We start from the raw sequence: 24,654 nt of genomic DNA, 5'->3' as shown, positions 1-24,654 counted from the left end.
AGGAGCCCGTGCTGGCGCCTACTTGCGCTTGCGCTTGGACGTCCTCTTCGGCTGGGTACGGACCACACCGGTGCGGGCCGGGGGTGGCGGCGTGCGCCGGGGGGTGCCCTCCGCCGCGCGCAGGATGGCGTTCACGCGCTCGTGCAGGGCGGTCTTCTGCTCGGGCGTCGTGGCATCGGCGGGGGTCTCCAGCAGGTGCTGCTTCGCGATGGCGATGATGTCCGCCTCCCACACGGCCCGTTCGCCGGCATCGCGGGGCAGGGGGTAGTCCCCGTCGTAGAGCTGGCCGAGGAAGGCGAGGGCGTCCTGGTCGCTGATCTCGGTGATCATTTCGCGGTCGGGCGTCTTGAGGGCCTTGGCCTCGCTCTCGCGGATCTCCTGGATCAGGGCCAGGCGGGCGGATTCCCGGGAGCGGTGGACCTTGGGGTGGACGCACAGCCAGGCAGCGGTCGCGGCGAACGCCAGCAGCCCGGGAGCCTCGTCCCCGGCCGTCGGGCTGAACTCGGCGTCGCGGCCGTCGTCGTTCATGGCGGTCAGCAGACGCTGCGCAGCCGCCCGGTGTTCCGCCGGCGCATGCCGCGCGATCAGATCACCGGCGCCGCCGGCGGCGGCCCGGTTGGAGATGTGGGCGCCGTGCGTCTCCGCCTGGTAGAAGAGGTCGTTGGCCAGCGCGAGGGCCTGCCGGGCGGCGAACTGGAAGCGCGGCTGCGGATACGGCAGCCGGCCGGGATCGTCGTCCCACGACGCGATCCGGTCCACGACCGCGGCCAGGGTCTGGGCGTCCTCGTCGATGAACGCCAGGACCGCGCGACGCGACAGAGCGTGCATCCGGCCCGTCCGCTCGACGATTCCATCCGGCAGCTCATCCATGAGGGACCCGACGACGCTGCGCATCGCCTCCTGCTCCGCGTTCAATGGAGCATGGCCGACCACGCGCTCGGCCTGGCGCGCCGCCTTCCGGGCGGGCTGCGCGCGGACGGCGGCAATCATCATGGCCAGTTCGAAGGCCAGCATGACCTGATCGCCCTGGGACTGGGCGGAGAACTCCGCCTGAGCGCGCTTGACCATCCTGGTCGTGCCGTGGACAGCCTCGACCGCGCGCTGGGGCAGCCCGACGGGATAGGTAGCCGAGTCCTGCGGGAACGGGGTCAGGTGCTTGAGGTACTCCGGTGACATGATCGAAGCGGCCACCTGCGCCCACGTCCGCCACAGGCCGACGCCGTGTCCTTCGTCGGCGACGAGACGGGTGATGGCCCGGTCGGCTTCGGCGTGGTGCATTTCGGTCAGGGCGCAGATCGCCCAGGCCGCGGCGCTCACCCACCCCGCGTTCGGTGCGGCGGCGAACTCCTCGTGCGCCTTGTCCTGTTCCAGCAGCTCCTCCAGCCCGCCGGCCAGGCGGAGCGTATCGGAGACGTGCTGGCCCAGGTGTTCGACGAGCAGCGCGCGCTCGTCCGGTGCCAGCTCGACAGTGCACCGTCCTGCGGCGCTCGTGATGTCGGCCGGCTTGCCTTGGCAGGCGGCGTCGCACAGGTCTCGCCCGAGGTGCACCCAGCGGGCTTCCGGGTCGGTGACCCCTGCGAACAGTGGGTCGGAGGCGCCCGTAGCTGCTACGGCGATCTGTGACCACGCGGCCAGCAACGGCGAGAGGCGGTCGGCGTCGTGAGCCAGGCCGTCCTCGACGAGCAGGGCGGTGGCGGACCACAGGTTCGGATCGTTGACCAGCGTGCCGGTCAGCTTTCGAGCGTCGTCGAACTCGGCTTGTCGGATCAGCATGCGAGCGCCGTGCCCCCCAGGGTGCGGATCGCAGAGCCCCTCTTCCCGGGGCTGCCGCGGTGTGATGACGGATGCCGTGCGGGGCCAGCGTTTCAGCAGGCCGACGCCGACAGCAAGGCGGGGCCACTGATGACGCCGAGGGCATCGTCGGACAGGCGACTTTGCGCGCCTTGTTCCTTGATGGGCTGCTGACGGTACGTGTGGCTGGATCCGGTGGGCGCAATGCCCGGATCACCGTCTCGGCTCCGTGGTCTCATGGGACTTCACCGAACGCGCTGGCGGCCACGGCCGGGCAGCACGCTCAACGCTGAGGGGGACACACCGTCATGCCGTTGATTCTTGACCAGCTGCGGGAGTGGCAGGACGAAGGAGGCCCTGCTGCCTGGCAGGCTTCCTGGGAACGAACCATCGAGCTGGTGGGACCCCTGTGGGAGGGGCGAGGAACGAACGTCGACGGCGTACTCCTCGCCGAAGGCGCAGCGGCCCTGACGATCGCTCTCTACGTGATCGCGAAGACCGAGGGAATCAGCCCCGCGCAGGTGACCCGGGCCCAGGTCGAGGAACTGCGCGGAGACCCCGGCAGCCGGTTCAGCAAGGGGGGAGAGGAATGGGAGCGGCGGCTGCGAGCGGCGGGCCACGACCCCGACGACTCCGATGACCCGGTCGCCATCCAGTGGCAGCGACTGCGCGTGGACCACCGGCCGCCGGACGGCGCGCCGGACGAGGTCTGGGCGGACACGTTCACGCGATGGGGGCCCGGCTTCATCCAGGGCCTCGACCGCGCGCTGGCACCGATGTGGTCCCTGTCCTTCTAAGTCTCAGGTACACCGAGTCCTTGGTGTCGATACGGTGAGGGTGGTGACCTCGACCCGAGCGAGGGGATCATGAATTCGTATCTCATTGCACTACTCGGCGCTGTTGTCGGGTCAGGTTCAACCTTGCTGGGCGTCGCTTTGAGGCATCGATGGCGCAGCCATCAGTCCGCATCCTTCCTCGAACCCAATCTCCCGCTAACGCAGCCGCAGCAGGATGCCCTGCAGAGAGCGATGACGCCAGGGGGCAAGCGCCTGGTTGTCAGCGGTCCCCCTGGCATGGGGAAATCCGAGGCGATCACGCAGCTGGTGCAGCGGATCCTGGATGCTCGCGGCTCTGGCAAAACACTGCTGATCAGCTCGACCTCCCCAACACTCACTGCCGACTTACACGGAAGTCTCGTTGAGTTGGCGAGCAATGAAGACGCAGTGACTGCTTCCGGGGCGTTGTCGGCCGGGCTTGAGGATCTCTTCCGCGCCCTCGGGCCACCTCCTGACGGGCTATGCGAGTTCCAGCCACAGATTGGCAGCGGCGGGGGTACAGAGCGATGACCCAACAACCCGGAACACACCCTCATCTCAGCGGCTTAGAGATTGCACTTGAATGGTCCAAACTGCCCGCTGACCAGCTAGAGGTTGCGCTCAAAGCCCTCGAACCACAGCTGGCGCGCGATCACGAGTACCGGATGGGTCAGGAGCGGCAAGCACACGAGCTGGCCCTGGAGCAAGTGCGACTGGCAGCGGAAGCGGATCAGGCCCGTCGGGCTCACGCTTTGTACCTCACGGGCCTCATCGCCGGCTTTACGGTCACTATCGGCATGCTCACCGGCGCCGTAATCGTGGGGATCAACAACCAGCCATGGCTAGCCGCGATGCTGTCCGGACCAAGCGTTCTAGCCCTTGCCACCCTTTTCGTATTGCGACGCAACGACAGCACCCAGACTAGAGCCGCTGCACAGGGCCATCGTGCAGCTCTGAGTAATACGATTCCTCCGTCGGTACCCACACCTGCCGACTCCGGGGCGGGCCCCGCTACGGCATCTCCTTAGCGACCGTTAACACGTTCCCGTCAGTGTGCTGGCGGTGATGAACGAGGGGGGCGGCAGTATGGGATGGACATGCATGGGGACGCAGGTCCTGCACCGGGGAACGTTCGTCACGCTGCACCGCGACGACGTGGTCCGGCCCGACGGCAGCCCGGGGGCGTACGACCACATTGCGGTCGCCGACGGCGTCCGGATCGTCGCGCTCGACGGCAACGGTGACGTGGTGCTCGTGGAGGACGACTTCTATCTCCCACAGCGGCGCATGATCCACCTGCCCGGCGGTGGAACGGACGGCCAGGATCCCCGTACCGCGGCCCTGCGGGAACTGGAAGAAGAGACCGGGCTCATTGCGGACAACCTGCGCCCCCTGGGCATCGTCGACCCGCTGCCCTCCACTACCAGGGCACGCACACACCTCTTCCTTGCCACCAGGCTGCGTCCCGGGCGGCAGGCCAGGGACGACACGGAGATCGGGATGACCGTCCTCCGGTGGCCGCTGCACGAGGCCGTCGAAGCGGTACGCGCTGGCCGGATCACCGACGCCCCCAGCGCCACCGCCCTCCTGCTCGCCCACCTCGCCGCAGCCCCTGGCGCCTGACCTGTTGGCCGTGTGCCGTCAAGACGCTCGCAACAGGCGCTCGGCAAGCGCCTCCGCCTCCTTGCGGTCCAGAGCCAGCGAGCAAACGGGTTCCTCGTCGTGCACGTGCCGGGTGGCCCTCACCTCCCACACCTCGGCACGGTCCTCCGCGCCACCGGGATAGTGCTCGACCAGCTGGTACCAGTGCAGGACCGTCTGCACCGTCACCCGGTGCGGCCGGGGGCTGGCCTGCCGCCGGACGTCGAGATGGTGGTGTTGATGCGCTGCCCGGATTACCTGCCGCAGCTCCTCCGGCACCGTTTGCGGATTGCTCACCTGCCCCAGGACGCAGTCCAGGTCCTTGGTGTACGTGGGGTGCGGGATCTGGGCCAGCCGGTCGTCCAGTCCGGTCGGAGGTCCGTCCTTTAGCGATCCCGGACTCCGCCGCGGCCACCGGTGATCGGTCGCCGACGCCAGGTGCCCCGCATCGACGCCTACGGTGCCCTGGACGTCATCGAAGTCGACCACGTAGCCCGCGGGCCCGATCACCTGCTGCGTCGTGTCGTCGAACTCCCAGCCGACATCGGACACATAGCCGTCCTGGCCCTCGAAGGCGCCGGCCGTTGCGCGGACGCGCTGGTGGATTTCGTATCCGCCGTTCGCGGCGCTGAGGGCGGCGGCGACGGCACCAGCGGCCCAGTGGGTGCAGATCTCGATGGCCGGGTCCGGAAGAGCATTGGCGATGCCCCGGCTCATGCCCTCCCACCTCGACTCCACCGCGGGCAGAAGCTCCTGGCCGAGGCCCCACGATTGCTGGGGCATGCCGTCCGGCCGAGAGGCGCGACTACGGCGATGCACGGGTGCGTTGGGATCCCAGGTCCTGTTCAACCAGCGCCACCGCGCGACCACCGGATCCGCCGAGGCGCCCGGACCACCGACAGAGCCCATGGCAGCGCCGGCGCCGGGAATGGTCTCCTCGACCAGCGTGATGACGCGCCCGTCGTCCCACAGCCACCACAGCACCGACGCCCACGGCACGTCGTCGACGTCGCGACCGTCGCGCACATGGAGGGCATAGAGGGTCACGGCGATGATGTCGCGGATCGCGACGTCGTCCCAGCAGTCCTCATCCACGCTGCCCAGGCGTGAGGCTGCCGTGTCCGTGGCCCGGTGAAGAGCCGCCTGCCACGGCCCGTCACCAGCCGTCGACTTCCTCATGCCCATCTCCTCCTGGCAGTTACGCGACCCGGAGGCGGAACTCCCGGATCGGGGGCGTAGTTTCGAGTCGAGCGGTACTGGCTCCGACGCCTGGAACGCATCAGATCACGCAGGGTCGCCCGCAGTCTCGCGGATACGGCGGTACACATCCACCGCCACCCCGCCCCTGCGGCGAACGAGGGCGGGTCATGCCGTCAGCGGGATCGCGGCGACCGGCGTCCATGAGATCTCCCAGGCCGTGTTCCCATCCTCGCGGGCGCGTTCACGGAACTGGACGTCCAGCAGGTGCACACGGTCGACGTGGAAGACGGCGTGGCTGGGCGCGATGCGCCGCAGGGCACTTTGGAGGGGATCGCTGTCGGCGGTAGCCCAGCTATACCCGAGAGAGAGGTGATGTCGGCCTCCATCGTGCTGGATCACCTCGGGGCCGCGGGCCTCGCGGAAGGCATCTCGGACCCGGCCCCGCAGGTCCTCCATGGGGCCGTCGGGGGAGAGATCCAGCAGAGCGCCGGCCTTGTTGGCCACTGGGGAGCCGGCCGTCGCCCGGAACGGCGCCGCCCCGGCGAGATGTCGCTCCAGGACGTCGACCAGCACGGCGCGTTCGTCCGGGCTGATGTTGCCGGAGCTGGTGTCGGCGACCATCTCGACGGTGACGTGGAGCCGTGAATTGCCGAGCAGCGTGATCGGGAACGGCCGCATCGCCTCGCGGCAGGCCGATACCAGCTGCGCGAGATGCCGGTCAACCGTCAGGTCCGGGAGCAGGTAGGCGTGCAGGACGCGCAGGCCGTCGGCCCACGCGGCCCCCTGGAACTGCGGGACGAACTTCCTCATGGTTAGTGTCCTTCCCTTCGGGCGGCGGCCGGTACAGCGTCCGGCCGAGGGCCTTGGCCAAGTCGGGCTTCGGCGATCGGGGTCCAGGCGTACCGGTCGCGCCAGAGCTGCTGCTGGTCCACCAGGACCGCCCGGGTCACGGTCATCCGGGCCCGGGGCGGGCGGAGCTTGACCAGCGCCTTCGCGAGGTTGTCGGCGTCCCAGTGGGCGCTGCTGTACGCCAGGCTCATGTGAGGCCAAAACTTCGCGTCCCGTGGAATCGGCAGCACACCGGCGCCCAGGACGCTTTCCGTGGCCTGCCGCAGCGTCCGGTAGAGGGCGGAGATCGGCTCCTCCGGGTAGAGCGCGGCGATGATCCCGTTGTGGATGGCCTGGGCGGGGCCGATCTCGAGCTCGAACGGCGCGATGTCCCGCGCGGCCGACTGGGCAGCTGCGGCGACGGCGTCAGCCTGGCCGGGGGAGAGGGGGCCGATGGATTGGATCGTGGCATGCAGCCACTCGACGGGGACCGGGGCGAGCTCGCGATGGCGGCCGAGCAGCTCGGCATGGTCACGGACGAAGGCCTGCACGGCCGGCTGGTCGTCGAAGAGCACGTGCCAGTGGGCGCGCCGTTCCCCTTCGGGCCAGTGGTGGGTCTCCCAGAAGTCCTTCACCCGGCCACCTCCGCGAGGTCCAGGTCCACGACGACGGGCAGGTGGTCAGATGCGGCGAGCGTGTCGGGCGTGCGGACGGTGCGATGCGCCCGCAGGGCCGGGATGAGACGCTCGGTGATGCGGATGGTGTCGATGCGCCGGGGCCCCCACCGGTCCGGGTCGCCCTGGCCGTCCGTCCAGTGCCCGGTGGTCGGCTCCCAGGGCACGTCGAGGACGGCGGCTGTATCGAGGAGGCCGCCCCGGCGCAGGACTTCGCTAGCCCGACGGTCGGCCTTCGGCGACGCGGTGGGATCGTCCCGCCATTCGACTTGGTACTCGAGGTCGATGTGGTCCTGGGCGGTGTACGGATCGTCGTCGAAGAGGGTGCCGTCGGTGCGGTGGTCGGCACTGATCGCGTTCCAGTCGGCCCCGATGGCGCCCGGGACACCGGCGCGGAACGCGCTGGTGACGCGGCGGGCTTCGTTGTAGCGCCAGTCGGGGCGGAAGGGATCGGCGTGGAAGGACGCGAACTTCACCTGGGGGCTGCCGGTGTCGAGGACGAGCGTTGCCAGGCTGTGCCAGAAGTCGGGTGACCCGTTGTAGGCCCGCCACCCGCCGGGTACGGCGGTGAGGTCGGGGTGCCAGAGCAGGCCGGTGTGGAAGTGGTGCTGGCTGGAGGCCAGCGCGGGGCCGGCGGGGGTACCGGTGGTCGGGTCGGGCGCCGTGGTGCAGGTCAGACCGGTGTCGTCGGCCAGCTGCCATAGGACCTTGGCGCCGTCGTCGGGCTCGGCCCCGATGATCTCCTGGACGGCGAGAACATGGACGCCCATGGTGCGGATGATGCGCACCACCTGTTCGTAGCGGTTCCGCTCTCCCTGAGCCCTCGGTATGGCGAGCTTGTAAAGGTTGTAGGTACCGAATCGTACGTTCATGAAAGGCAGATCCACCTTCGGTAGGTCAGAACTGCGGGATCTTAGGTGGGGCTGCCGGAATCTCGGTCCCGGCAGCCCGAACCACCGGGAGATCGAATTCAGGCCTTGTCGAACCACCTCCGAAGTTCGGCATCGGTGACGATGCTGCGGTGCGCATCGAGTTCGATCTGAGCAAGGCGTACGTAGTGCTCAACCACACTGGCGCCGAATGCTTTCTGCGCTACCGGGCTTTCGCGGAAGTCGTTGAGAGCTTCTTGGAGCGAGAGGGGGACGCTCCGTGCGCTGTCCGCCTGATAGGCGTTGTCGGTGAACGGCTGCGGGGGCTGCATGTCGTGGTCGATGGCGTCCGTGATGGTGGCGATGGCGGCGGCGAGGGCGAGGTAGGGGTTGGCGTCCGCTCCCGGGAGGCGGATCTCGAGGTGCAGGCCGTCGCCCTGGCCGACGATCCGTACTGCGCAGGTGCGGTTGTCGAATCCCCACGCCAAGCGGGTCGGTGCGAATGACTCGTTGGTGAACCGTTTGTAGGAGTTGATGGTGGGCGCGTAGAGCGGAGCGAGGTCAGCCAGGGAGTCGACCAGCCCCGCAATGGCCTGGAGCGCGAGCGGGGAGAGAGTGTCGTTGACCGCGAGCGCTGAGCGGCTACTGCGCCACAAAGACAGGTGGAGGTGGAGACCGTTGGCCAGGCCGGTCGCGGGAGCGGCCATGAAGGTCGGGGCCATTCTTGACCGTTGGGCGATGGAGCGTACGGCGTGCTTGAGGACCGTGTGTCCGTCGCAGGCGGCCAGAGCGTCCCCGTACGGGAAGGTGACTTCCACCTGGCCAGGGGCGGACTCGGTCTTGATAGCTTCGACTGGCAGCCCGGCACCCTCTAACGCGGCTTGGAGTCGGCGTAGGAAGCGGTCGAGGGCCGGGTTGTGGTCGAGGGCGTAGTCGAGGTTGTCGGTCGCCACGGGCTGGAGGTCCCGATAGCCGGTTTCGGCGGTTTGGGCATAGCTGCCTTGGTAGAGGATGAACTCGGTCTCCAGACCGGCCTTGACGGTAAGCCCGCGGTCGGCCAGCCGTGCAAGCTGGTGGCGCAGCATCTGCCGTGGCGCCGCCTCGAGCGGCTGTCCTTGATGGTCCTGGGCATCGGCGTGCACCAGCACCGTACGGGGCATCCACGGAAGCGCTCGGATGGTGGACAGGTCGGGCACGGCGCGCAGGTCCTGGTAGCCGCTGTCCCAGGAGGTCAGCGCGAAGCCGTCCGCCGGGGTCATGTCGACGTCGGTGGCCAGGATGTACGCGCACATGTCCGCATCCCCGGTGGCGATGCGCTCGACGAAGTGCCGTGCGCCGTAGCGTTTGCCCTTCAGACGGCCCTGAAGATCGGGGAGAGCGAGCAGCACGGTGTCCACCTGCCCGGACCGGACGTGCTTTCGGAGTCCGTCGATGGTGAGGCGCCCCGCGAGGCGGCTTGCCGCGGTCCGCTCGCGGGCAGCGGTTAAGCGGTTCGGCGTGGTGGTCTCCATCAGACGATCTCTTCCTCGAGTTCGGCGGTCTCGCGGGCGTTGCCGTAGGTGGGGGTCTCGTAGGAGCGGCGGCCGGCTACGTGCCACCAGATGATGGCCAGGAGCAGGACGGCGGCCAGGGCGACGGGGGCGTAGTTGAACGTCTCGGCCGTAACCGGGTAGCTCTGCGGGAGCAGGAAGAGCACGGTCACGAAGGCCACCCAGACGACGGCGATCCAGCCGACGAGCGTGCTCCAGGGCCCAAGGTTCCAGGGGCCGGGCCGGAACGTGCGCCGGTTCCGGCGCCGGAGGTAGATGGGGATGGCGTACGCGGGGGTGATGCCGATGACGTTGATGGCCGTGACCGCTCCGTACGCGGTGGTGCTGTAGAGGGAGGGTGCGGCGAGGACGGCGGCGACGATGACCGACAGCCACACGGCCTTGACCGGCGTGCGGGTACGGTCGGACACCGTCCTCCACCACTGCGAGCCGGGCAGAGCGCCGTCCCGGGAGAAAGCGAAGACCATGCGCGAGCAGGCAGCGACTTCGGCGTTGCCGCAGAACAGCTGCGCCACGATCACGATCAGCAACAGGGCTTTTGCGCCGCCGGTGCCGAGGGCGTCGAGGAAGATCTGCGCGGGCGGTACGCCCGTCTCGGATGTCTGGGTGCCCGCGTAGTCCTGGATGGCGAAGGTGAGGCCCGCGAGGAGGACGCCGCCGGCGAGCCAGGACCAGGCGATGGCCCGGACGATGCCGCGAGCGGCGTTGACCTGGGCGCCGGTGGTCTCCTCCGATAGGTGGGCGGAGGCGTCGTAGCCGGAGAAGGTGTACTGGGCCAGCAGCAGGCCGATGAGAACGACGTACCAGTGCGGATTCCAGCCGGTGTCGTTGACGAACTTCCCGAACACGAAGGACGCCGACTGGTGATGGGAAGGCACCGCCCACAGAACGCCGACGATCACTGCTACGCCGGTCAGGTGCCACCAGACGCTGATGGAGTTGAGGACGCTTACCAGCCGGACGCCGAAGAGGTTAAGCAGCCCGTGCAGGAGCAGGATGCACAGGTAGATGAGCATGGTCTTGCCGGGTGTCGGCTCGAAGCCCCATTGCAGGTTGGCGAAGGCGCCGGTGAACAGGGCGGCGCCGTAGTCGATGCCGGCGATGGCTCCGAGCAGGCCGAGCAGGTTCAGCCAGCCCGTGTACCAGCCCCACTTCTTCGAACCGAGCTGGTCCGCCATGTAGTAGAGGGCGCCGGAGGTCGGGTAGGCGCTGGTGACTTCGGCAAGGCCGGCGCCGACGAACATCACCATCACGCCGACGGCGATCCAGCCCCACATCATCACCGCGGGACCGCCGGTGTTCAGCCCGAAGCCGTACAGCGTCATGCAGCCAGACAGGACCGAGATGACCGAGAAGCTGATGGCGAAATTGCCGAATGGACCCATACGCCGGGTGAGCACCGGCTTGTATCCGAGAGTGCGCAGCAATTCGTCGTCACGCAGGTCCTGCGACTGCCGGTCGACCAGGCGAATCCGGCGGCTGCGGATGGACACGAAAGACCTCCCAAGATAAGCGAAACGGCGCAACGCGCACACTGCTGGTCACGCCCATGACAACTGGTCAGTTCGACATTCCCGCCGCGTGCAAGCACTGACTGCGGGCACGTACGAAAGCGGCCTCGGCCAACTCCGGACGACGGGGATCGTCGGCGACGTAGACCCAAGGCTGCAAGGCCGCATAGGGTCCCAGAGCTTCGAACACCGGTGCCGCCTCGATGTACTGGTGGGCGGCCCACAGCGCGAAGGCCAGGTGAGAAAGGTCAGCCACCGATCGCCTCAGCGGACCTGAGTGCGTGACCGCGGCGAACCAGTGATGGAACGCCTTGAGAGCATCGCTGCGAGTAGGATCTTCGGCCCACTGTCGGCGAAGGAGCGGATCCTCTCGTCCTTTGCGGCGCGCCTGGTCCAGCTGCTGGCGGTAGGACTCGGCATAGGCGTACAGAGGGAGCGCGAGCAGCGCCGACCCGAAGGGGGCCCAGGAGGCGACCCACCGTCCATAGTCGACCGCTGAAGCCGAGGCCGCGGCGCCTGTGGTGCAGCCGTTGAGGAATTCGAGCATGCGGTGGAACGCTTCACGGGGCTGCTGGTCGCGGTCCCAGACCCGTCTGAGGAGGCCCCATGGGCCGGGCGGCAGCATGTACTCCCACGGCTGGACGCGGTGCTCGGCTCGCTGCTGGTGTTCATCGAGAGGGGCCAGGGCGAGCAGGCAAACCCATGGCACCGGGTCGGCCGGCACGGCCTCGGCGGCGACTAAGCATGCCTGGCGTGCCACGGTCTCAAGGTCGTGGGCGCCGTAGTAACGCTTACGGTGGGCGCGCCGCGCTCGCTGAACCAGCACGCGGGCCCACATCACTCGCGCGTCGGGGTTGTTCCGCTCCTCCTCCGCCCACGCTTCCACCGTCGTCGTTCCGGCTGCTACCACGCCCAGCACCTGTGTGCGCGTGGTCCGCAGTCCCCAGTCAGTGTCCGTCTGGGCGAGCAGGTCCCGCATTGCGACCCACCGGCCGGCTCGTACCTCCTCCACCGCCACGCGCAGGGCATCGTCGAACCCGGCCGGGTGGTAAACCGGGTGGAACTCGTACGAGCCGGTCATCGCGTGCTCACCTCTCATGGGACACCTCTGCGTCAGGGGTTCGGCGAAGTCCGTTGCCGCTGTCGGCCGCGCAGTGGTGAGCAACGGCAGGCTCTATCAATCCCGGTACACCTCATCGTGGTTGCCTGATAGATCCAATTGGAGGAGATCCATGGCGGCGATCGCCGCGGCAGTTGCCTGGAGGAGGCCCTCAACGCCCCAGTGGAGCACTGCGGGGACGTTGCTGATCGGGCTGAGCAATCTCTGGTACCGAGGGTTCGCGCTCGTATTGGCGTCGAGCGGGTGGAAGGCGGTCACATGTGCCGCCATCCTGAGTTCGGCGTACGGCGGCGTGCCGTTGCTCTCGTCAACCCGTTGGTAACCCAGGTAGATCGGTTCAGTGATCGAGATTCGCCATTGCTCCTGGCAACCACGCATGAGGGTCTTGTGCACATCGTCGACAGCCGGGTCCGGTGCGCATCCAGGAAGTTCGCAGCGATCCCTCATCTCTCGCAGCAGGACCCGTCCATAGTCATCGAAGCAAAAGCCGTGTATTTGGCGAATAGGGATGCTGTCGGGCATAAGCCCAGGAATCCATGTATATCTGGGTGGAATCACCTACTTCTCCTTCTTGACGTACTGCGGCTGAGGGCTGACGTCAGCTCCTGCTTGCCGAGGCGGTAGGCATCGCCTCGGCGAACAGGGGGGGTCGGCTCAGTCGGAAGTCGGGGCCGCAGTCTGGCCATGGTCACGACAGGAGTCCAAGGCTCATCGCTAGGACGTTCATACGCACATCTCTTCGGTGATATCACTGGCGTGATCCGCAGTCTGCTTGTGAGCAATGGCGTACACGCGCAGGCGGTCCCCCACCTCCTTCCGCGCATGGTGGAACTCCTGCCGCAGCGGCTCGCCGCCCATACGGAGAGTCTGCGACGGCAGGGTGTCCTCATGCCGGGTGCTGTGGCCGCTCTGAACGCGACACGAGATCACCCCGGGTATGTCCCGACTGTGGTCACAGACAACCTCAAGCCCAATGCCCTGCTGAAGCTCGCAGCCTTCAATCTTGCCAACTTCCTGGACACGGAGATCGGCGGGTTCGCCTCTGACGACCAACATCGGCCGGCGCTCGTCGCCATATCGCCCAGAAGAGGGCTCAAGTCAAGCATGGAGCGGTCTTCACCCGCGCCAACACTGTCATCATTGGGGACTCCCTCGAGGATGTCCGGACTGGCCTTGAAGGCGGATCCGCGGTTATCGGCGTCGCCTCCGGCAGGGCCACGGCAGCCGAGCTGATCGAAGCCGGGGCTGACGTCGCAGCACCCGATGGCCTCGAAGATGTGAATCAGCTCCTTAGGGCCATCTCCACGCTGACACTGCGGGCCTCGCTGAGAAGCGTGAGTAACTCCAGGTCTTAGCTGTGGCCTTGCCCGGGACACCTCCGAGGGCCTTATCACCTGAGTGATTTCACTGCCAAGACGTGAGCAGTACGCTGGTGCGGATGAGGTAAGGGGATGCGTGCTGGGCCAGAGGCCAGCACTGTTTCCACCGCAAGGTAGAAATTGCATGCCCAGTTACGTTGACAGAGTGCAACATTCTCCAAGCTGTAGAGCAGAATAGCCCGGAATGAGGTCGGGTGAATGCCTAGAGTTGAGAACGAACCAACGGCCATCGCCATCGGCTTGCTCATTTTTGGGGGCGGCTCGTTGCTTCTCGGTTCACTCTTCGGTATCTGGATCGCATTTAGCGTTGTGTTGGCCGGATCCATAGGCGTATCTGTGGGTGCGGAGGTACAACTACGCCGGAAATTACACCGAGATCGTGAGCGGCAAGTCTGGAAGGACATCCTGTGGCAAGAATGGGGGCACAGAGATGAATCGCCGTAATCATCTCAGAAGTCTGGACGTGACGCGAATCTCAGGTGCGGATCCGAATGGTGACCACAAGGGGAATGTTGAGGGGGAAGGTTCGGACGGAGTTCTACCCCACCGCAGGCTTGGCTGGCTCAAGTCACTGACCCTGTCTAGCGATCTCCTGATCCTTGGTAATGCGGCAGACGTGACCGTTACTGAGGAATGGATCTCCATATGCACGCGTTCGTTGCCGCAACTTCGCATCGGCAACGCAATCGTATCCCCGAAGCCACCAACCCTCGAAGACGTACCCGCTTGGATCAGGAACCTGGAGCAGGAAGTCGGGCAGTCGGCTGCGAGATATGGGCGCATTGTTTGGGAAGGTGGCCCGGCTGAAGAAGACGTCTATCGCGCCTTCAAGGATGCCAGCTTCGAACCGTACGACAGCCTGAGCATGAAAGCCGATTCTTTGAAAGTGCGGCCTGGTGCGACTGGTGTCCCCATGCAAGCGGTGCAGTCCGACGCGGAGTGGCGGGAGCTCCTCGACTTCCAGATTCGAGCGAATCAGGTCACCAGGTCGAGCGATCGAGATTTCTTAGCAGCCCGCCTGGACCTGTACCGCACCGAATCGAAGGCAGGAAACGGGGCCTGGTTCACCGCACATGCTGACGGCTGTGTAGTCGGCTGCTGCGGGATTGCACTCGGTAACGGACTAGCCAGGCTGCAAGGGCTGGAGGTGGCGACTAGTCACCGGGGTAATGGGGTTGGCATATCGCTGGTCAGTGTTGCCTCCGAGTGGGCACTGCGACATGGCGGTACGCGACACCTAGTGTCTGTTGTGGATCCAGATTATCACGCGCGTCGGCTGTTCGAGTCGGTCGGATTCCGGCCGCATGACCTAGTGTGCGGCGTCGTCCCTGTCGACTCCCTCACGTCGCCTGCCGTTTCACGCCGCCCTGAACCCCAACTACCTGGAGAGGAAGAGTAATTGGAGCGAACAACGATGGGCAGCGGCTTTAACCTCGTTCCGCTCAACCCCACGATCGGCGGCGAGGTCACCGGGCTGGACCTGAGGAAACCACTGGATGCAGAGACGGGCACAGCCCTGCGGTCTGCTCTCCTGGATCGCAAAGTCTTGTTCTTCAAAGAGCAGCACCTCGACGTCGAAGAGTTCGAACGCTTCGGTCGGGCCTTTGGGGAACTGTTCGTCCACCCGACAATGCCGCACCTGCCCGAAAGCGTCTACATCAACCCCGTGGCCACAGAGCATGGCCCGGCCAAGGATTGGCACATCGGCGGTCCATGGCGCGCGAACCCCTTTGTCGCTGAACTCCTGCAACTCAAGATCACCCCACCCGTAGGGGGAGACACCATGTGGGCGGACCTGCAAGCCGCCTATCGAGATCTGTCAGCCCCCCTGCGGCACCTCTTCGACGAACTCACCGCGGTCTACCTGGGCGACCCTGCACAATACTCGCCAACGACACGGACTGATGCCGGCGAGCGACTCGAAGTCGAGCACCCCCTGGTCATCAGCCATCCCGAGACGGGGGAACGCGGCCTGTACTACAGCACGTCAGCTGTGCGTATCCCGGGCCTGAGCGAGCTGGAGCAGGTCACCGTCAGGCGTCTCCTCATTGAGCAGGCAACCCAGCCCCGGTTCTTGGTTCGGTACCGGTGGCGGCCCGGCGACATCGCCGTCTGGGACAACCGAGCAGTGTGGCATTCAGCCGTCGACGACTACGGCGACGCTCCTCGTCTCGGCTGGCACGCGTCCGTTACCGCTGACTGGCGCCCCAGCCCAAGCTCGGCTACCAAGTGATCAGCAGCTAAGGCTGGTTGTCAGAGGTCGTACCTTTGACAACCAGCCGTTGTGCTTGTTCACCGACGCTGGCCGCCCTCGTTGTCCGCACCCGGGGGATTCCCGTTGTCCGCCGTCACCTCTCGACGCACATCACGACGCGAGCGCGGCAGGGTTTCGGGAAAAGTATGCCCGCATCGCTGCAGTATGTGCGGGAAAGGCAAGGTCTACAGCCTCGTCGAGCACGAGCCACTCCGTCACCTCGGCCGTGGAGGCTGGGGTCGGAAGAGTCTCTGCGTCTCGTTCGCGTAGCAGGGCAAACAGGTCAAGGGTGTTGACCGCGCTCCGGGCATCGAAGAGATGGGCATCATCCGCAGCAGCATCGAGCCCGGTCTCTTCCTTCAATTCCCGCACAGCGGCTTGCTGCCAGGTCTCTCCGACCTCTATGTATCCGCCCGGCAAGGCCAGTTGACCTCGACAAGGTTCGATGTCTCGCCGCACCACTACCAGCCCCGGCTTGCCGGCCCTTGTGATGACGGGCTGCAGCGCGACCGCAACGGGGAGCGGGTTCGCCCAGTGTGTCTCGCCACAGCCTGGACAGTCCCTGGGCCACTCGGCCCCGGATGAGTAGGAGGTTCCGCAGTACGGGCAGTGCGTGACGCTGCGGCCTCGGGTGTATCCCATGCGAACTGTCCCCTTCTCGCGGACCCGGTGATCGGGGCGGCACGGTCGAATCCAGCGGGATGTTCCGGAGGTCTTGCCACCGTGTACGGGCCTATGAACGCGTCTGCCCGTAGGGCAATGGATGCCATACGGGCAGACAACGGCAATCTCTAGCCGCGGGCCGGCACGAAGTTCACGAGCTTCGGAGCAAGCACAATGACCTTCGCCACGCTCGTGCCATCGAGGGCTGCCCGGACCTTCTGGGATCGCATCGCCAGCTGCTGCAGCTCGTCCTCACTGATGTCCGGCGAAACCTCAATGCGGTCCCGGAACTTGCCCGCCACCTGGACGACGCATGTCACCTGCTCCTCGACGAGAAGCACCGGGTCCACGTCTGGCCAACCTGCCTTGAGCACAGAGGAAGCCTGGCCCAGGCGGACCCAGCACTCCTCGGCTGTGAATGGAGCGACGCAGGACAGCATGCGGACCAGTGCCCCCGAACCTTCCTGGACGGCGGGATCACCCGGGCCGGGCTGTCGATCGACGGCCTGCCGGAGCGTGTTGGTGAGCTGCATCATGCGGGCGATGCCGACATTGAACCTCTTGGTCTCCATCGCCTGTGTGGCCTCGTCGATGAGCCTGTGAACCACCTTGCGGAGCTCGAGGTCACCTGTGGCGTCCGCGGGCGCCGAGGGCGCGTTGCCGATGTCGCCGGCCAGACGCCAGACCCGCGCGAGCCACTTCACCGATCCAGCCGGCGACACGTCCGCCCAGTCGATGTCGTCTTCGGGCGGGCTGGCGAACAGCATCGTGACCCGCACTGCGTCCGGGCCGTGCTGGGCGATCTGTTCTTGGAGGTTGACCAGGTTGCCCAAGCTCTTGCTCATGGCCTTGCCGTTCATGATGACCTGACCCTGATTGGTCAGGCGAGTGAACGGTTCAGTGAATGGGACCAGGCCGAGATCGTAGAGCGCCTTGGTGAGGAACCGGGCGTACATCAGGTGACCGGTCGCGTGCTCCTTGCCACCGACGTATTCGTCGACGGGCAGCCAGGACGCGATACCTGCCGGGTCGAAGGGCCCCTCTTCGTACCGGGGGTTGGGGTACCGCAGGAAGTACCACGAGGAGTCCACGAAGGTGTCCATAGTGTCGGTGTCCCGACGAGCCTGGCGACCGCACGAAGGGCAGTCGACCTTCACCCATTCGTTGGCGGTCTCCAGAGGAGACTTGCCGCCCTCTGGGCGCAGCGTGTAGCCACTCTCGGGGAGCTTGACCGGCAGCTGCTCCTCCGGGACAGGGAGGGCGCCACACGAATCGCAATAGATGATCGGAATCGGAGTGCCCCAGTACCGCTGTCGTGACAGGAGCCAGTCACGCAGACGGTAGGTGACAGCCCCCTGACCGACGCCTCGCTGCTCCAGGTCGGTGATGACCGCAGCGATGGCCTCGTCCTTGCGCAGCCCGTTGAGCGGGCCCGAGTTCATAAGCACACCATCACCGGCAGTCGCGATGCCGGTGTCAGCAGGGTCCGGCTCGCCAGTGTCGACGACAGCGCGGACTGGCAGGTCGAAGGTACGAGCGAAATTGAGGTCGCGCTGGTCGTGGGCTGGGACAGCCATGACGGCTCCGGTGCCGTAATCGGCCAGCACATAGTCGGAAGCGTGGACGGGGAGCTTCTCGCCGCTGACCGGGTTGACCGCGTAGCGGCCGAGGAACACGCCGGTCATGGGCCGGTCGATGGCCAGCCGTTCCATTTCAGCCTTGGAGGCCAAACCGGCCCGGTACTCGTCGAAAGCCGCCCTGTGCTCGGCGTCGCACAGTTCGTCGGCCAGCGCCGAGTCCGCGGCCACGACGAAGAACGTGGCCCCGAAGAGGGTGTCGGGCCGGGTGCTGAACACGCGTACCGGCTCGTCACGGCCCTCGATCTGAAAGTCGATGTGAGCACCGGTGGAGCGTCCGATCCAGTTCCGCTGCATGCTAAGGATCTCGTCCGGCCACTTGCCTTTCAGCTGCTCCATGTCGTCCAGCAGCCGCTGTGCGTACTCCGTCGTGCGGAAGAACCACTGGGTGAGGTTGCGCTTCACCACGTCGGTGCCGCAGCGCTCGCACTGGCCCTGGATGACCTGCTCGTTCGCCAGCACCGTCTCGTCGGTGGGGCACCAGTTGACAGGGGCTTCCTTACGGTAGGCGAGACCGCGTTCGAACAGCTTCAGGAACAACCACTGGTTCCAGCGGTAATACTCCGGGTCCGAGGTGTGGAACCTGGTGCGCCAGTCGAAGGAGATGCCCAGGCGCTCGAACGACTCCGCCTGGATGTCGATGTTCCCGTACGTCCAATCACGGGGATCGAGGTTCCGCTTGCGGGCCGCGTTTTCGGCAGGCAGGCCGAAGGAGTCCCACGCGATGGGGTTCAGGACCTGCTGTCCACGCATCCGCGCAAAGCGGGCCATCGTGTCGCTGATGCTGTACACCTCGGCGTGCCCCATGTGGAGGTCACCAGAAGGGTAGGGAAACATGCTGACGACAAGGGTGCGCTGCCCGTCCTTCGGGCTCGCCGGCGTTAGTTCCTCCGCCTCGAAGAGCCGCTCTTCCCGCCACAGCCGAAGCCACTTGTCGATGCCAGCGTGCGGGTCGTAGGTCTCCCGGGCGGTGGCCCCTTGCTCGTCAGCCATCTGTTCCAGTCCTCGTTGCGGAAGGTGATGAGTCTGTCCGGACTCGGCGTGGCGGCTTTGGTGGGGCGTGCTCTCCGAGAAACCGCAGGCCGATCCGGTCGTCGCACCCGGATAGCGTAGCGCGAACCGGCTGGCCGTCAGCGCGTCAATGCGGCCGTCACTGTTCGGTACTTGGTGCGCTTTGGAGAAGTGTCCGTCCACCAAATGGGACGTCAGCCGCGTGCTCTCCAGAGCGTGCAGGGCGGTTAGCACAGCTCCTGTCGAACGCACGCGCGTGATCAGCGGGTGCTGAGTTCTGCTCGACCTTGGCTGATCGGTGATCCAGATGGCTGGCACGTCGCAGGCCAGGGCCCCGAGGACATCGCGGTCGTAGGTGTCGCCGACCACGACTGCCTCCTCGCGCCGTCCGCCCGCGCACTCGATCGCGAGGGAGACAGCCCGCGGATCTGGCTTGGCGACCCCCGCCTCTGTAGAGATCACTAGATCACACATGTGTTCTAGTAGGCCCGACGATGCGAGCTTGCGGCGCTGTCCGCCTCCAGGCCCGTTGGTCAGTACGACGAGGCGCCGGTCCTCGCGTACGAGATTCTCCACCAGGTCCGAGGCACCAGGAAGTAGACGGACGTCCTGATGGCGGTGCTGTGTGTAGGTGGTGCTGATCGTGCCGACGAGCCCCTGGTCGACGGCCCCGACGCTCTCGAGCGCGAGCCTCCATGCGGCCTGTCGGAACGCCGGTAGCCACGCCCTCAGCCGGTTCAGGGCAGGAACCGTCTTCTCGAAGTCCTCTGAGAGCCCGTCCCATGCCGATATCCCGAACGCATCGCTGAGTGGATCAATCCACGTCGCCCTCCACCAGAGTCTCTGGGCAGCCACTCGAGCTGCGCGAGCGAAGCGGACGGCGTCGATGCCGGCATGCTCCTGGACGATGTGCCCTGCGGCCAGGAACGCCCGATCGATGGTTCCCTGCTCGTCGATCAGGGTCCCGTCCAGGTCTAAGATCACCACCTCTCTGCGCTTCATCGAGCGCGTATTCTGTCCAGCCAGGTGGCGACCCCGGGCATCATGGCCTCGTAACGGAAGCCCTCCGAAGATGCTGCCGCGGCCTCGCGCATCTTGGCTGTGGGCTCATCCTGCAAACAGGAGAGCATCGCTGCTGCGACATCGTCCGCGGACAGGGATGCGGTCGTCATCCCGAATCCCTGCGTTGTGACGATGTCGCCCAAGGCGCCCCGGCGCGGCGCTACGACAGGCAGCCGGTAGAGCACGGTCTCGCGGAGCCTCATAGGGGGGCAGAGGTCCCACAACACGTGTGGCTCGTACAGGCAGAGCGCGGCTCGCGCTGTTTCCATGACCGCGATCCGATCCGCCAGGGACAGGCCGCCCTGGCAGAAAGTGACGTGCCGAGCGAGCCGGGGATCTGCGGCCACAGCCTCCTGGACAGCTTGATAGGCCGTGGTCGGGGTGCCACGTTGCGGGTACAGAAACCACAGAGCAGCCTCGTGCCCAGCGTCCAGGAGGGAGCTCAGCCCCCGTACCGCGGCCACCGGGGAGTAGTGGTTCCACATGCCCCCGTTCCACACAAAGTCGGGGCCCGGAGTGGGCGACTCAACCGACGGTTTCGCCCGTGCCCGCTCGTTGACGTCGCTGAAGCCCACCGGCAGTAGCCACAGGAGGCCGTCGAGCGACATATCCCGGGCCGACTCCAGGAGCACATCAAATCGGGAGGTGGTGAGCATCCCCGTCAACACCTGCTTCTCCACCTCGCTGGCCACGAAGTAGCCGTCTGCCGACTGCAGGCGCATCAGATATTCTTCAAGCAATCCACGGTATGCCGTCGATCGGTCGCTTGAGTTATGCACCCGCTGATATGTTGTGTACTCCAGCGGCCATACGATTGCATCGAATATGCAGATCGCCCCGGCCTCCTTGAATCGCCTAACGGAATCTGTGGGGGTCGCGAATCCGTAGAGGTAGATATCCCGCCTCTTCGGGGTAATCTCCTCGTGCCTGGCCTGCCAAGGAATTCCAGCCCAGGTCTCCAAGACGTCCGCATGTGGCACGTCGGGTGTGAGTACCAACACCTCTTCGTAGTGCTCCAATGCGGAAGCAAGCTCCCAGGCCCTGAAACCCACGCCGTTCAGACCTGACGACATTCCTACGCCGAAGTCGACATACAACACTGGTGCCCCCAAGGTTCGAATGCGCACGGCCGGTCAGGCGTGTGCAGTTATCCGACTATTTCCTGTAGACGCACCACGGGTATCACCCGGGAGGTGCTGGCCTCGTAACGTGCATATTCAGAATCGCGCCCCACCTGGCGTGCGTAAACTCGATCGCGTTCTTCCCCGAGCAGCTCTATCGCGGCCGCTTCGAATTTTCGGGAGCTGACTTCTACGGTGACTTTCGGATTGGCCCGGATGTTGTGGTACCAGTCCGGGCTCTTGTCGCTTCCCCCATCCGAGGCGAAGACGAAGAGGTCTTTGCCCTCACACTGGTAGGCGAGGGGCGTGGTGCGGCGCTGCCCTGTGCGGGCACCGACGGTCGTGAGGAGAAGGATCTCCCATGATGCGCGAGGGCCGGCCAGCCGTCCTCCGTTGGCTCGAAACTCCTCGATAATCCGGTTTTTCCGCACGAGGCAAGCGGCCTTGCCTTTATCGGGGGCGTCTGCGCTGAAGTGTGCGGGAAGCCCGTCAGTAAGGACGTCCGTCAGGTACTTCCCCGTGGCTGTCGTCGCAGGCAGTGTGAGGCCGAGGCCCTTGGCGTACTTGAGCGCGAGCTCAATCTCGCGGGTGGTCCGGTCCACGAAGGGGTGGCTGCCGATCCCGGCGTTCAGCGCGTCGTCGTCCTTCTTGCCCCAGTGCTCCAGCACCCAGCTGCTGCCGGTGCTGGAGCGTATGCCGTCGAGCAGGGCTTCGTGCGGGAGGCCAGCGGTAGCCGCAATGTGAGCCACCTCCAGCATCGCCAGACGGTTGGAGTGAAACAGCAGGTTGTTGCAAAGCTTGAGGCCCATGCCGGCGCCGACTGGACCTGCGTGCACGATGTTATTGCTGTATAGGTGAAGCGCCCATCGTGTCTCCTCGATCGTGACGGTGTCACCTCCCACGAACAGGGTGAGGACTCCGTCGCGCATGGAGCCGCGCCCGCGGCTCATGCCCGCGTCGAGGAGGGCGACATCGCGGTCAGCGAGATCCTTCGCGAGCGCCCTGCACGTCTCTGGGGCCACCGTCGAGTGCACCACCACAACGGTCCCTGGGCGCGCGGTTTCGATGAGACCGCGCTCCCTCAAGATCACGTCCCGCACCTGGTCATCGGTGTGCACGATGACGAGCACAACGTCGCAGCGGTCGGCGACGTCTGCGGGATGCTTGGCGGACTCAAAAAGCAGGGAATCGAGGTCCACCAGGCTGGGGGACATGTCGAGACCGATCACTCCGTGGCCGACGGAGATTATGCGCTGGGCGATCGTGCCGCCCATCTCACCGAGGCCGATCACGCCAATCGGCAGATCACTGTTCATCGAGTGGCTCCTTCGAGGGTGGCGCGGTCGGATGGGATGACGGCCCCGGTCGTGGTGGGCCGGCAACTTGGGCCAGGAGCTGGTGCCATTCGTCGAAGACGGCGTTGAGACGGTCTCCATCTCCAGCGGTACTGGCTGGATGGAGGGCGTGGTGCCAGGAGCTCTCCCAGAACTGTCGGACGACCGGTGGCATACGCTGGAGCTTCTCTGCCCGGACTTCCGCGGAGTCGAGGCAGAACAACGTGGAGCGGTCTTCCGCCCGAGCCATGCGGCCTGTTCCAGTGACCGACGGGGAAGGCACATGGGCGACGTGGTCGATCTGGTCTTGAGAGCCGGTTGCTGCCGACACTGCCCGCGCTGCGTTGATGGCTTTGGCCTGATGAAGGTTCTCCGCGACCACAACGCGCCGGACATCGAGGCCGTCCACCAGCTCAGCCACCACGGACGGCACGTACGTCACGATGCTGCGCTGGTACTGCCGCAGCCGCGCTGTGCTGGGCGATGTCTGCCCGGACGGTGAAGGCCGGATGGTGTACAGCTCTTCCAGGTCCTTCGGGGCGATCAGGCCACTGATTTTGTTCACGGCGGTGTCCAGCGTCGCCGACACCGCGTCCCCGTCTGTCCGGATCAGGATGGGCGGGCTGCCGTCCTGAATGGATGCGGCGATGTTGTTGACGAAGGCTTCGAGCTGGTCACCGAAACGCCGCCACCTGTCCAAGCTGATCGATGAGTTGACGATGATCTCTTCACCAACAGGCAGGAACAGTACACAGGGCACGCGGGCCCAGGCCGCCAGCAGCAACGGTTGGAGGGTGTCGGCTATGAACTCCGCCCGCACGCGCTCAAGCTGCGCGTCGCAGTTGGTGAGGCAGGCTCCGCCGACCACCACCGACGGGCCGCCGAGCAGGGGCTCGAACTGAGGATTCACTGCGAAGGCCATACCGGCATTCGCTGGACCGTACCCGGACAAGCCCCGGTTCGTTGCGGTAGATACGAGTCCGAGCCGGTCGAGAAGCCAGGCGCCTGATCGCCTGTACATGCCGCGCAGCACACGATCAGCCATCCGCCCGTCCATCGCGACTCCAGTCACGCTGGACATCAGGATGCCGACTCCACGTGGGAGAGGATGGTCTCGCTGATGAAGTCGATCTCGGCGTCAGTCAGTTCCGGATACACCGGGATCGAGATTACTTCGGCTGCAACCTCGGTGGCACGGTCGAAGCTGTGCGGCCGCAGGGCATGCCCCTCGAACGCCGGCTGGTCGTGCAACAACCACGGGTAACAGACCAGGGCGCCGACTCCTTGATCGGCGAGCTGCTTGCGCAGCCGGTCTCGGTCTGGGACCCGGATCGTGTACTTGTGGTACACGTGAGCCTCAGCCTCGGTGGCTGTGGGTGTGACGACGTTCGAGGATGAGGCGAAGTTCCTCGTGTAGCGAGCTGCGATCTCCCGCCGCCGGGCGATCCACGTGTCGAGGTGGGGCAGCTTCGTCGACAGCAGCGTGGCCTCGAAAGGGTTCAGCCTGCTGTTCAGGCCCATCCGCGTGTGACGGAAGCTCCCGGCATTGCCGTGGCCACGCAGGGAGCGGACACGAGTGGCGATCTCTCGATCATTCGTGAGCACGGCCCCTCCGTTAGAGAAGCTGGACAGGTGCTTCGACCAGTTGAAACTGATACCCGAGGCGGTGCCGAACGATCCGACGCGCTGGCCGGCGCTCCGTGCTCCGAGAGCCTGGGCGACGTCCTCGACGATGGTGATTGAGTGCTGATCAGCGATCTGTTTGAGCGCCAGCATGTCGATGGCCTCACCGAAGAGATGGACTGGAACGATGGCTGCGGTATTCGGCGATATGGCGTCGCGAACGGCGTCGAGGTCCATGACCATCCGGCCCGGTGCCACATCGACGAACACCGGCGTGAAGCCGGCCATGATGATGCTTGCAGCGGTGGCGTAGAAGCCGAAGTCGCAGGTGATGACCTCAGCGCCGGCGGGTGCGTCCAGAGCGCGGAGGGCGATGATGAGCGCGTCGGTACCCGATGCGACCGCTACAGCGGAGTCGACCTGGCAGTAGTCCGCCAGCATGCCTTCGAACTTCTCGACTGCCCGGGCGAAGGCAGTGTCGTCCTTGAGGTCGATGGAGCCGAGGGCCCCGGTCAGGTCCTGCGAAAGGTTGTCGTGCTGCCTGCTGTTTGAGTGGAACGGGATCACTGCA

At 66.0% G+C, this 24,654-nt stretch carries 22 protein-coding genes; 5 read left to right on the top strand and 17 right to left on the bottom strand.

The annotated features are described in order from the left end of the window. Nucleotides 1-18 precede the first annotated feature (18 nt). The gene (locus tag IE096_RS06040) at nt 19-1,773 is read right to left on the bottom strand and encodes a hypothetical protein (protein ID WP_189449073.1); all 1,755 of its coding nucleotides are present in this window, start codon (nt 1,771-1,773) and stop codon (nt 19-21) included. Nucleotides 1,774-2,099: 326 nt separating this feature from the next. On the opposite strand from IE096_RS06040, the gene IE096_RS06035 reads away from it, so the two are divergent. After that, nucleotides 2,100-2,588, top strand: a complete 489-nt coding sequence (locus IE096_RS06035; protein WP_189449071.1) for a hypothetical protein — start codon at nt 2,100-2,102, stop codon at nt 2,586-2,588. Nucleotides 2,589-3,214: 626 nt separating this feature from the next. Here IE096_RS06035 and IE096_RS06030 read toward each other — a convergent pair. Further along, on the bottom strand, nt 3,215-3,355 hold the full coding sequence (locus tag IE096_RS06030; RefSeq protein WP_189449069.1) for a hypothetical protein: 141 nt from the start codon (nt 3,353-3,355) through the stop codon (nt 3,215-3,217). Between the two features lie 352 nt (nt 3,356-3,707). Between IE096_RS06030 and IE096_RS06025 the strand changes: the two genes are divergently transcribed. Continuing rightward, nucleotides 3,708-4,229, top strand: coding sequence for an NUDIX domain-containing protein (locus IE096_RS06025; RefSeq protein WP_189449067.1), 522 nt, complete (start codon nt 3,708-3,710; stop codon nt 4,227-4,229). Between the two features lie 18 nt (nt 4,230-4,247). Here the strand turns inward: IE096_RS06025 and IE096_RS06020 are convergent, their stop codons facing one another. From IE096_RS06020 to IE096_RS31790, 9 genes are all read right to left on the bottom strand, one after another. Then, a complete protein-coding gene (locus IE096_RS06020) occupies nt 4,248-5,426 on the bottom strand; it encodes a hypothetical protein (protein ID WP_189449065.1) in 1,179 nt (392 codons plus the stop codon). Nucleotides 5,427-5,612: 186 nt separating this feature from the next. Continuing rightward, nucleotides 5,613-6,257: a 2'-5' RNA ligase family protein gene (locus tag IE096_RS06015; RefSeq protein ID WP_189449063.1), complete on the bottom strand. Its 645-nt coding sequence runs from the start codon at nt 6,255-6,257 to the stop codon at nt 5,613-5,615. Nucleotides 6,258-6,259: 2 nt separating this feature from the next. Further along, on the bottom strand, nt 6,260-6,910 hold the full coding sequence (locus IE096_RS06010) for a 2'-5' RNA ligase family protein (protein ID WP_189449061.1): 651 nt from the start codon (nt 6,908-6,910) through the stop codon (nt 6,260-6,262). Then, entirely contained in the window at nt 6,907-7,821 is a 915-nt protein-coding gene (locus IE096_RS06005; RefSeq protein ID WP_189449059.1) for an endonuclease/exonuclease/phosphatase family protein, read from the bottom strand. The genes IE096_RS06010 and IE096_RS06005 overlap by 4 nt, the downstream gene beginning before the upstream one ends. Nucleotides 7,822-7,919: 98 nt before the next feature. After that, nucleotides 7,920-9,329 (bottom strand): glutamine synthetase family protein, encoded by a 1,410-nt coding sequence (locus IE096_RS06000; RefSeq protein ID WP_189449057.1) that lies wholly within the window; start codon nt 9,327-9,329, stop codon nt 7,920-7,922. Beyond that, nucleotides 9,329-10,834 carry an amino acid permease gene (locus IE096_RS05995; protein WP_373298039.1) on the bottom strand — a complete coding sequence of 502 codons (1,506 nt, stop codon included), beginning with the start codon at nt 10,832-10,834 and terminating at the stop codon, nt 9,329-9,331. The genes IE096_RS06000 and IE096_RS05995 overlap by 1 nt, the downstream gene beginning before the upstream one ends. A gap of 94 nt (nt 10,835-10,928) precedes the next feature. Beyond that, entirely contained in the window at nt 10,929-11,960 is a 1,032-nt protein-coding gene (locus IE096_RS05990; RefSeq protein ID WP_189449056.1) for a hypothetical protein, read from the bottom strand. A 96-nt stretch (nt 11,961-12,056) separates the two neighbouring features. Then, nucleotides 12,057-12,521: a hypothetical protein gene (locus IE096_RS05985; protein ID WP_189449054.1), complete on the bottom strand. Its 465-nt coding sequence runs from the start codon at nt 12,519-12,521 to the stop codon at nt 12,057-12,059. A gap of 201 nt (nt 12,522-12,722) precedes the next feature. Next, a complete protein-coding gene (locus IE096_RS31790; protein ID WP_268248286.1) occupies nt 12,723-12,857 on the bottom strand; it encodes a hypothetical protein in 135 nt (44 codons plus the stop codon). A 218-nt stretch (nt 12,858-13,075) separates the two neighbouring features. Here IE096_RS31790 and IE096_RS31265 point away from each other — a divergent pair, with 218 nt between their 5' ends. The 3 genes from IE096_RS31265 to IE096_RS05970 all read left to right on the top strand — a co-directional run bounded on the left by IE096_RS31265 (nt 13,076) and on the right by IE096_RS05970 (nt 15,611). Further along, a complete protein-coding gene (locus tag IE096_RS31265; protein ID WP_373298038.1) occupies nt 13,076-13,354 on the top strand; it encodes an HAD family hydrolase in 279 nt (92 codons plus the stop codon). A 403-nt stretch (nt 13,355-13,757) separates the two neighbouring features. Then, on the top strand, nt 13,758-14,777 hold the full coding sequence (locus IE096_RS05975) for a GNAT family N-acetyltransferase (protein ID WP_189449053.1): 1,020 nt from the start codon (nt 13,758-13,760) through the stop codon (nt 14,775-14,777). Then, entirely contained in the window at nt 14,778-15,611 is an 834-nt protein-coding gene (locus IE096_RS05970) for a TauD/TfdA dioxygenase family protein (protein WP_189449052.1), read from the top strand. A 132-nt stretch (nt 15,612-15,743) separates the two neighbouring features. Here IE096_RS05970 and IE096_RS05965 read toward each other — a convergent pair whose 3' ends face one another. The 6 genes from IE096_RS05965 to IE096_RS05940 form a co-directional block, all read right to left on the bottom strand. Next, the gene (locus IE096_RS05965; protein WP_189449046.1) at nt 15,744-16,274 is read right to left on the bottom strand and encodes an NUDIX domain-containing protein; all 531 of its coding nucleotides are present in this window, start codon (nt 16,272-16,274) and stop codon (nt 15,744-15,746) included. A gap of 149 nt (nt 16,275-16,423) precedes the next feature. Continuing rightward, the gene (gene leuS, locus IE096_RS05960) at nt 16,424-19,945 is read right to left on the bottom strand and encodes a leucine--tRNA ligase (RefSeq protein WP_189449044.1); all 3,522 of its coding nucleotides are present in this window, start codon (nt 19,943-19,945) and stop codon (nt 16,424-16,426) included. Beyond that, the gene (locus IE096_RS05955) at nt 19,942-21,024 is read right to left on the bottom strand and encodes a glycosyltransferase family protein (protein ID WP_229819948.1); all 1,083 of its coding nucleotides are present in this window, start codon (nt 21,022-21,024) and stop codon (nt 19,942-19,944) included. Before IE096_RS05955 ends, leuS begins: the two co-directional genes overlap by 4 nt. A gap of 128 nt (nt 21,025-21,152) precedes the next feature. Beyond that, nucleotides 21,153-22,442 carry a nitroreductase/quinone reductase family protein gene (locus IE096_RS05950; RefSeq protein WP_189449035.1) on the bottom strand — a complete coding sequence of 430 codons (1,290 nt, stop codon included), beginning with the start codon at nt 22,440-22,442 and terminating at the stop codon, nt 21,153-21,155. Then, entirely contained in the window at nt 22,432-23,541 is a 1,110-nt protein-coding gene (locus IE096_RS05945) for a hypothetical protein (RefSeq protein WP_189449028.1), read from the bottom strand. The genes IE096_RS05950 and IE096_RS05945 overlap by 11 nt, the downstream gene beginning before the upstream one ends. Next, nucleotides 23,541-24,650 carry a DegT/DnrJ/EryC1/StrS family aminotransferase gene (locus IE096_RS05940; protein ID WP_189449026.1) on the bottom strand — a complete coding sequence of 370 codons (1,110 nt, stop codon included), beginning with the start codon at nt 24,648-24,650 and terminating at the stop codon, nt 23,541-23,543. The genes IE096_RS05945 and IE096_RS05940 overlap by 1 nt, the downstream gene beginning before the upstream one ends. Between the last annotated feature and the right edge of the window lie 4 nt (nt 24,651-24,654).

The organism is Streptomyces abikoensis (assembly GCF_014648775.1).
Taxonomy (GTDB): domain Bacteria; phylum Actinomycetota; class Actinomycetes; order Streptomycetales; family Streptomycetaceae; genus Streptomyces; species Streptomyces abikoensis.
Note: the sequence above shows the minus strand (reverse complement) of the source record. Positions and strands in the feature narration are given on the sequence as shown.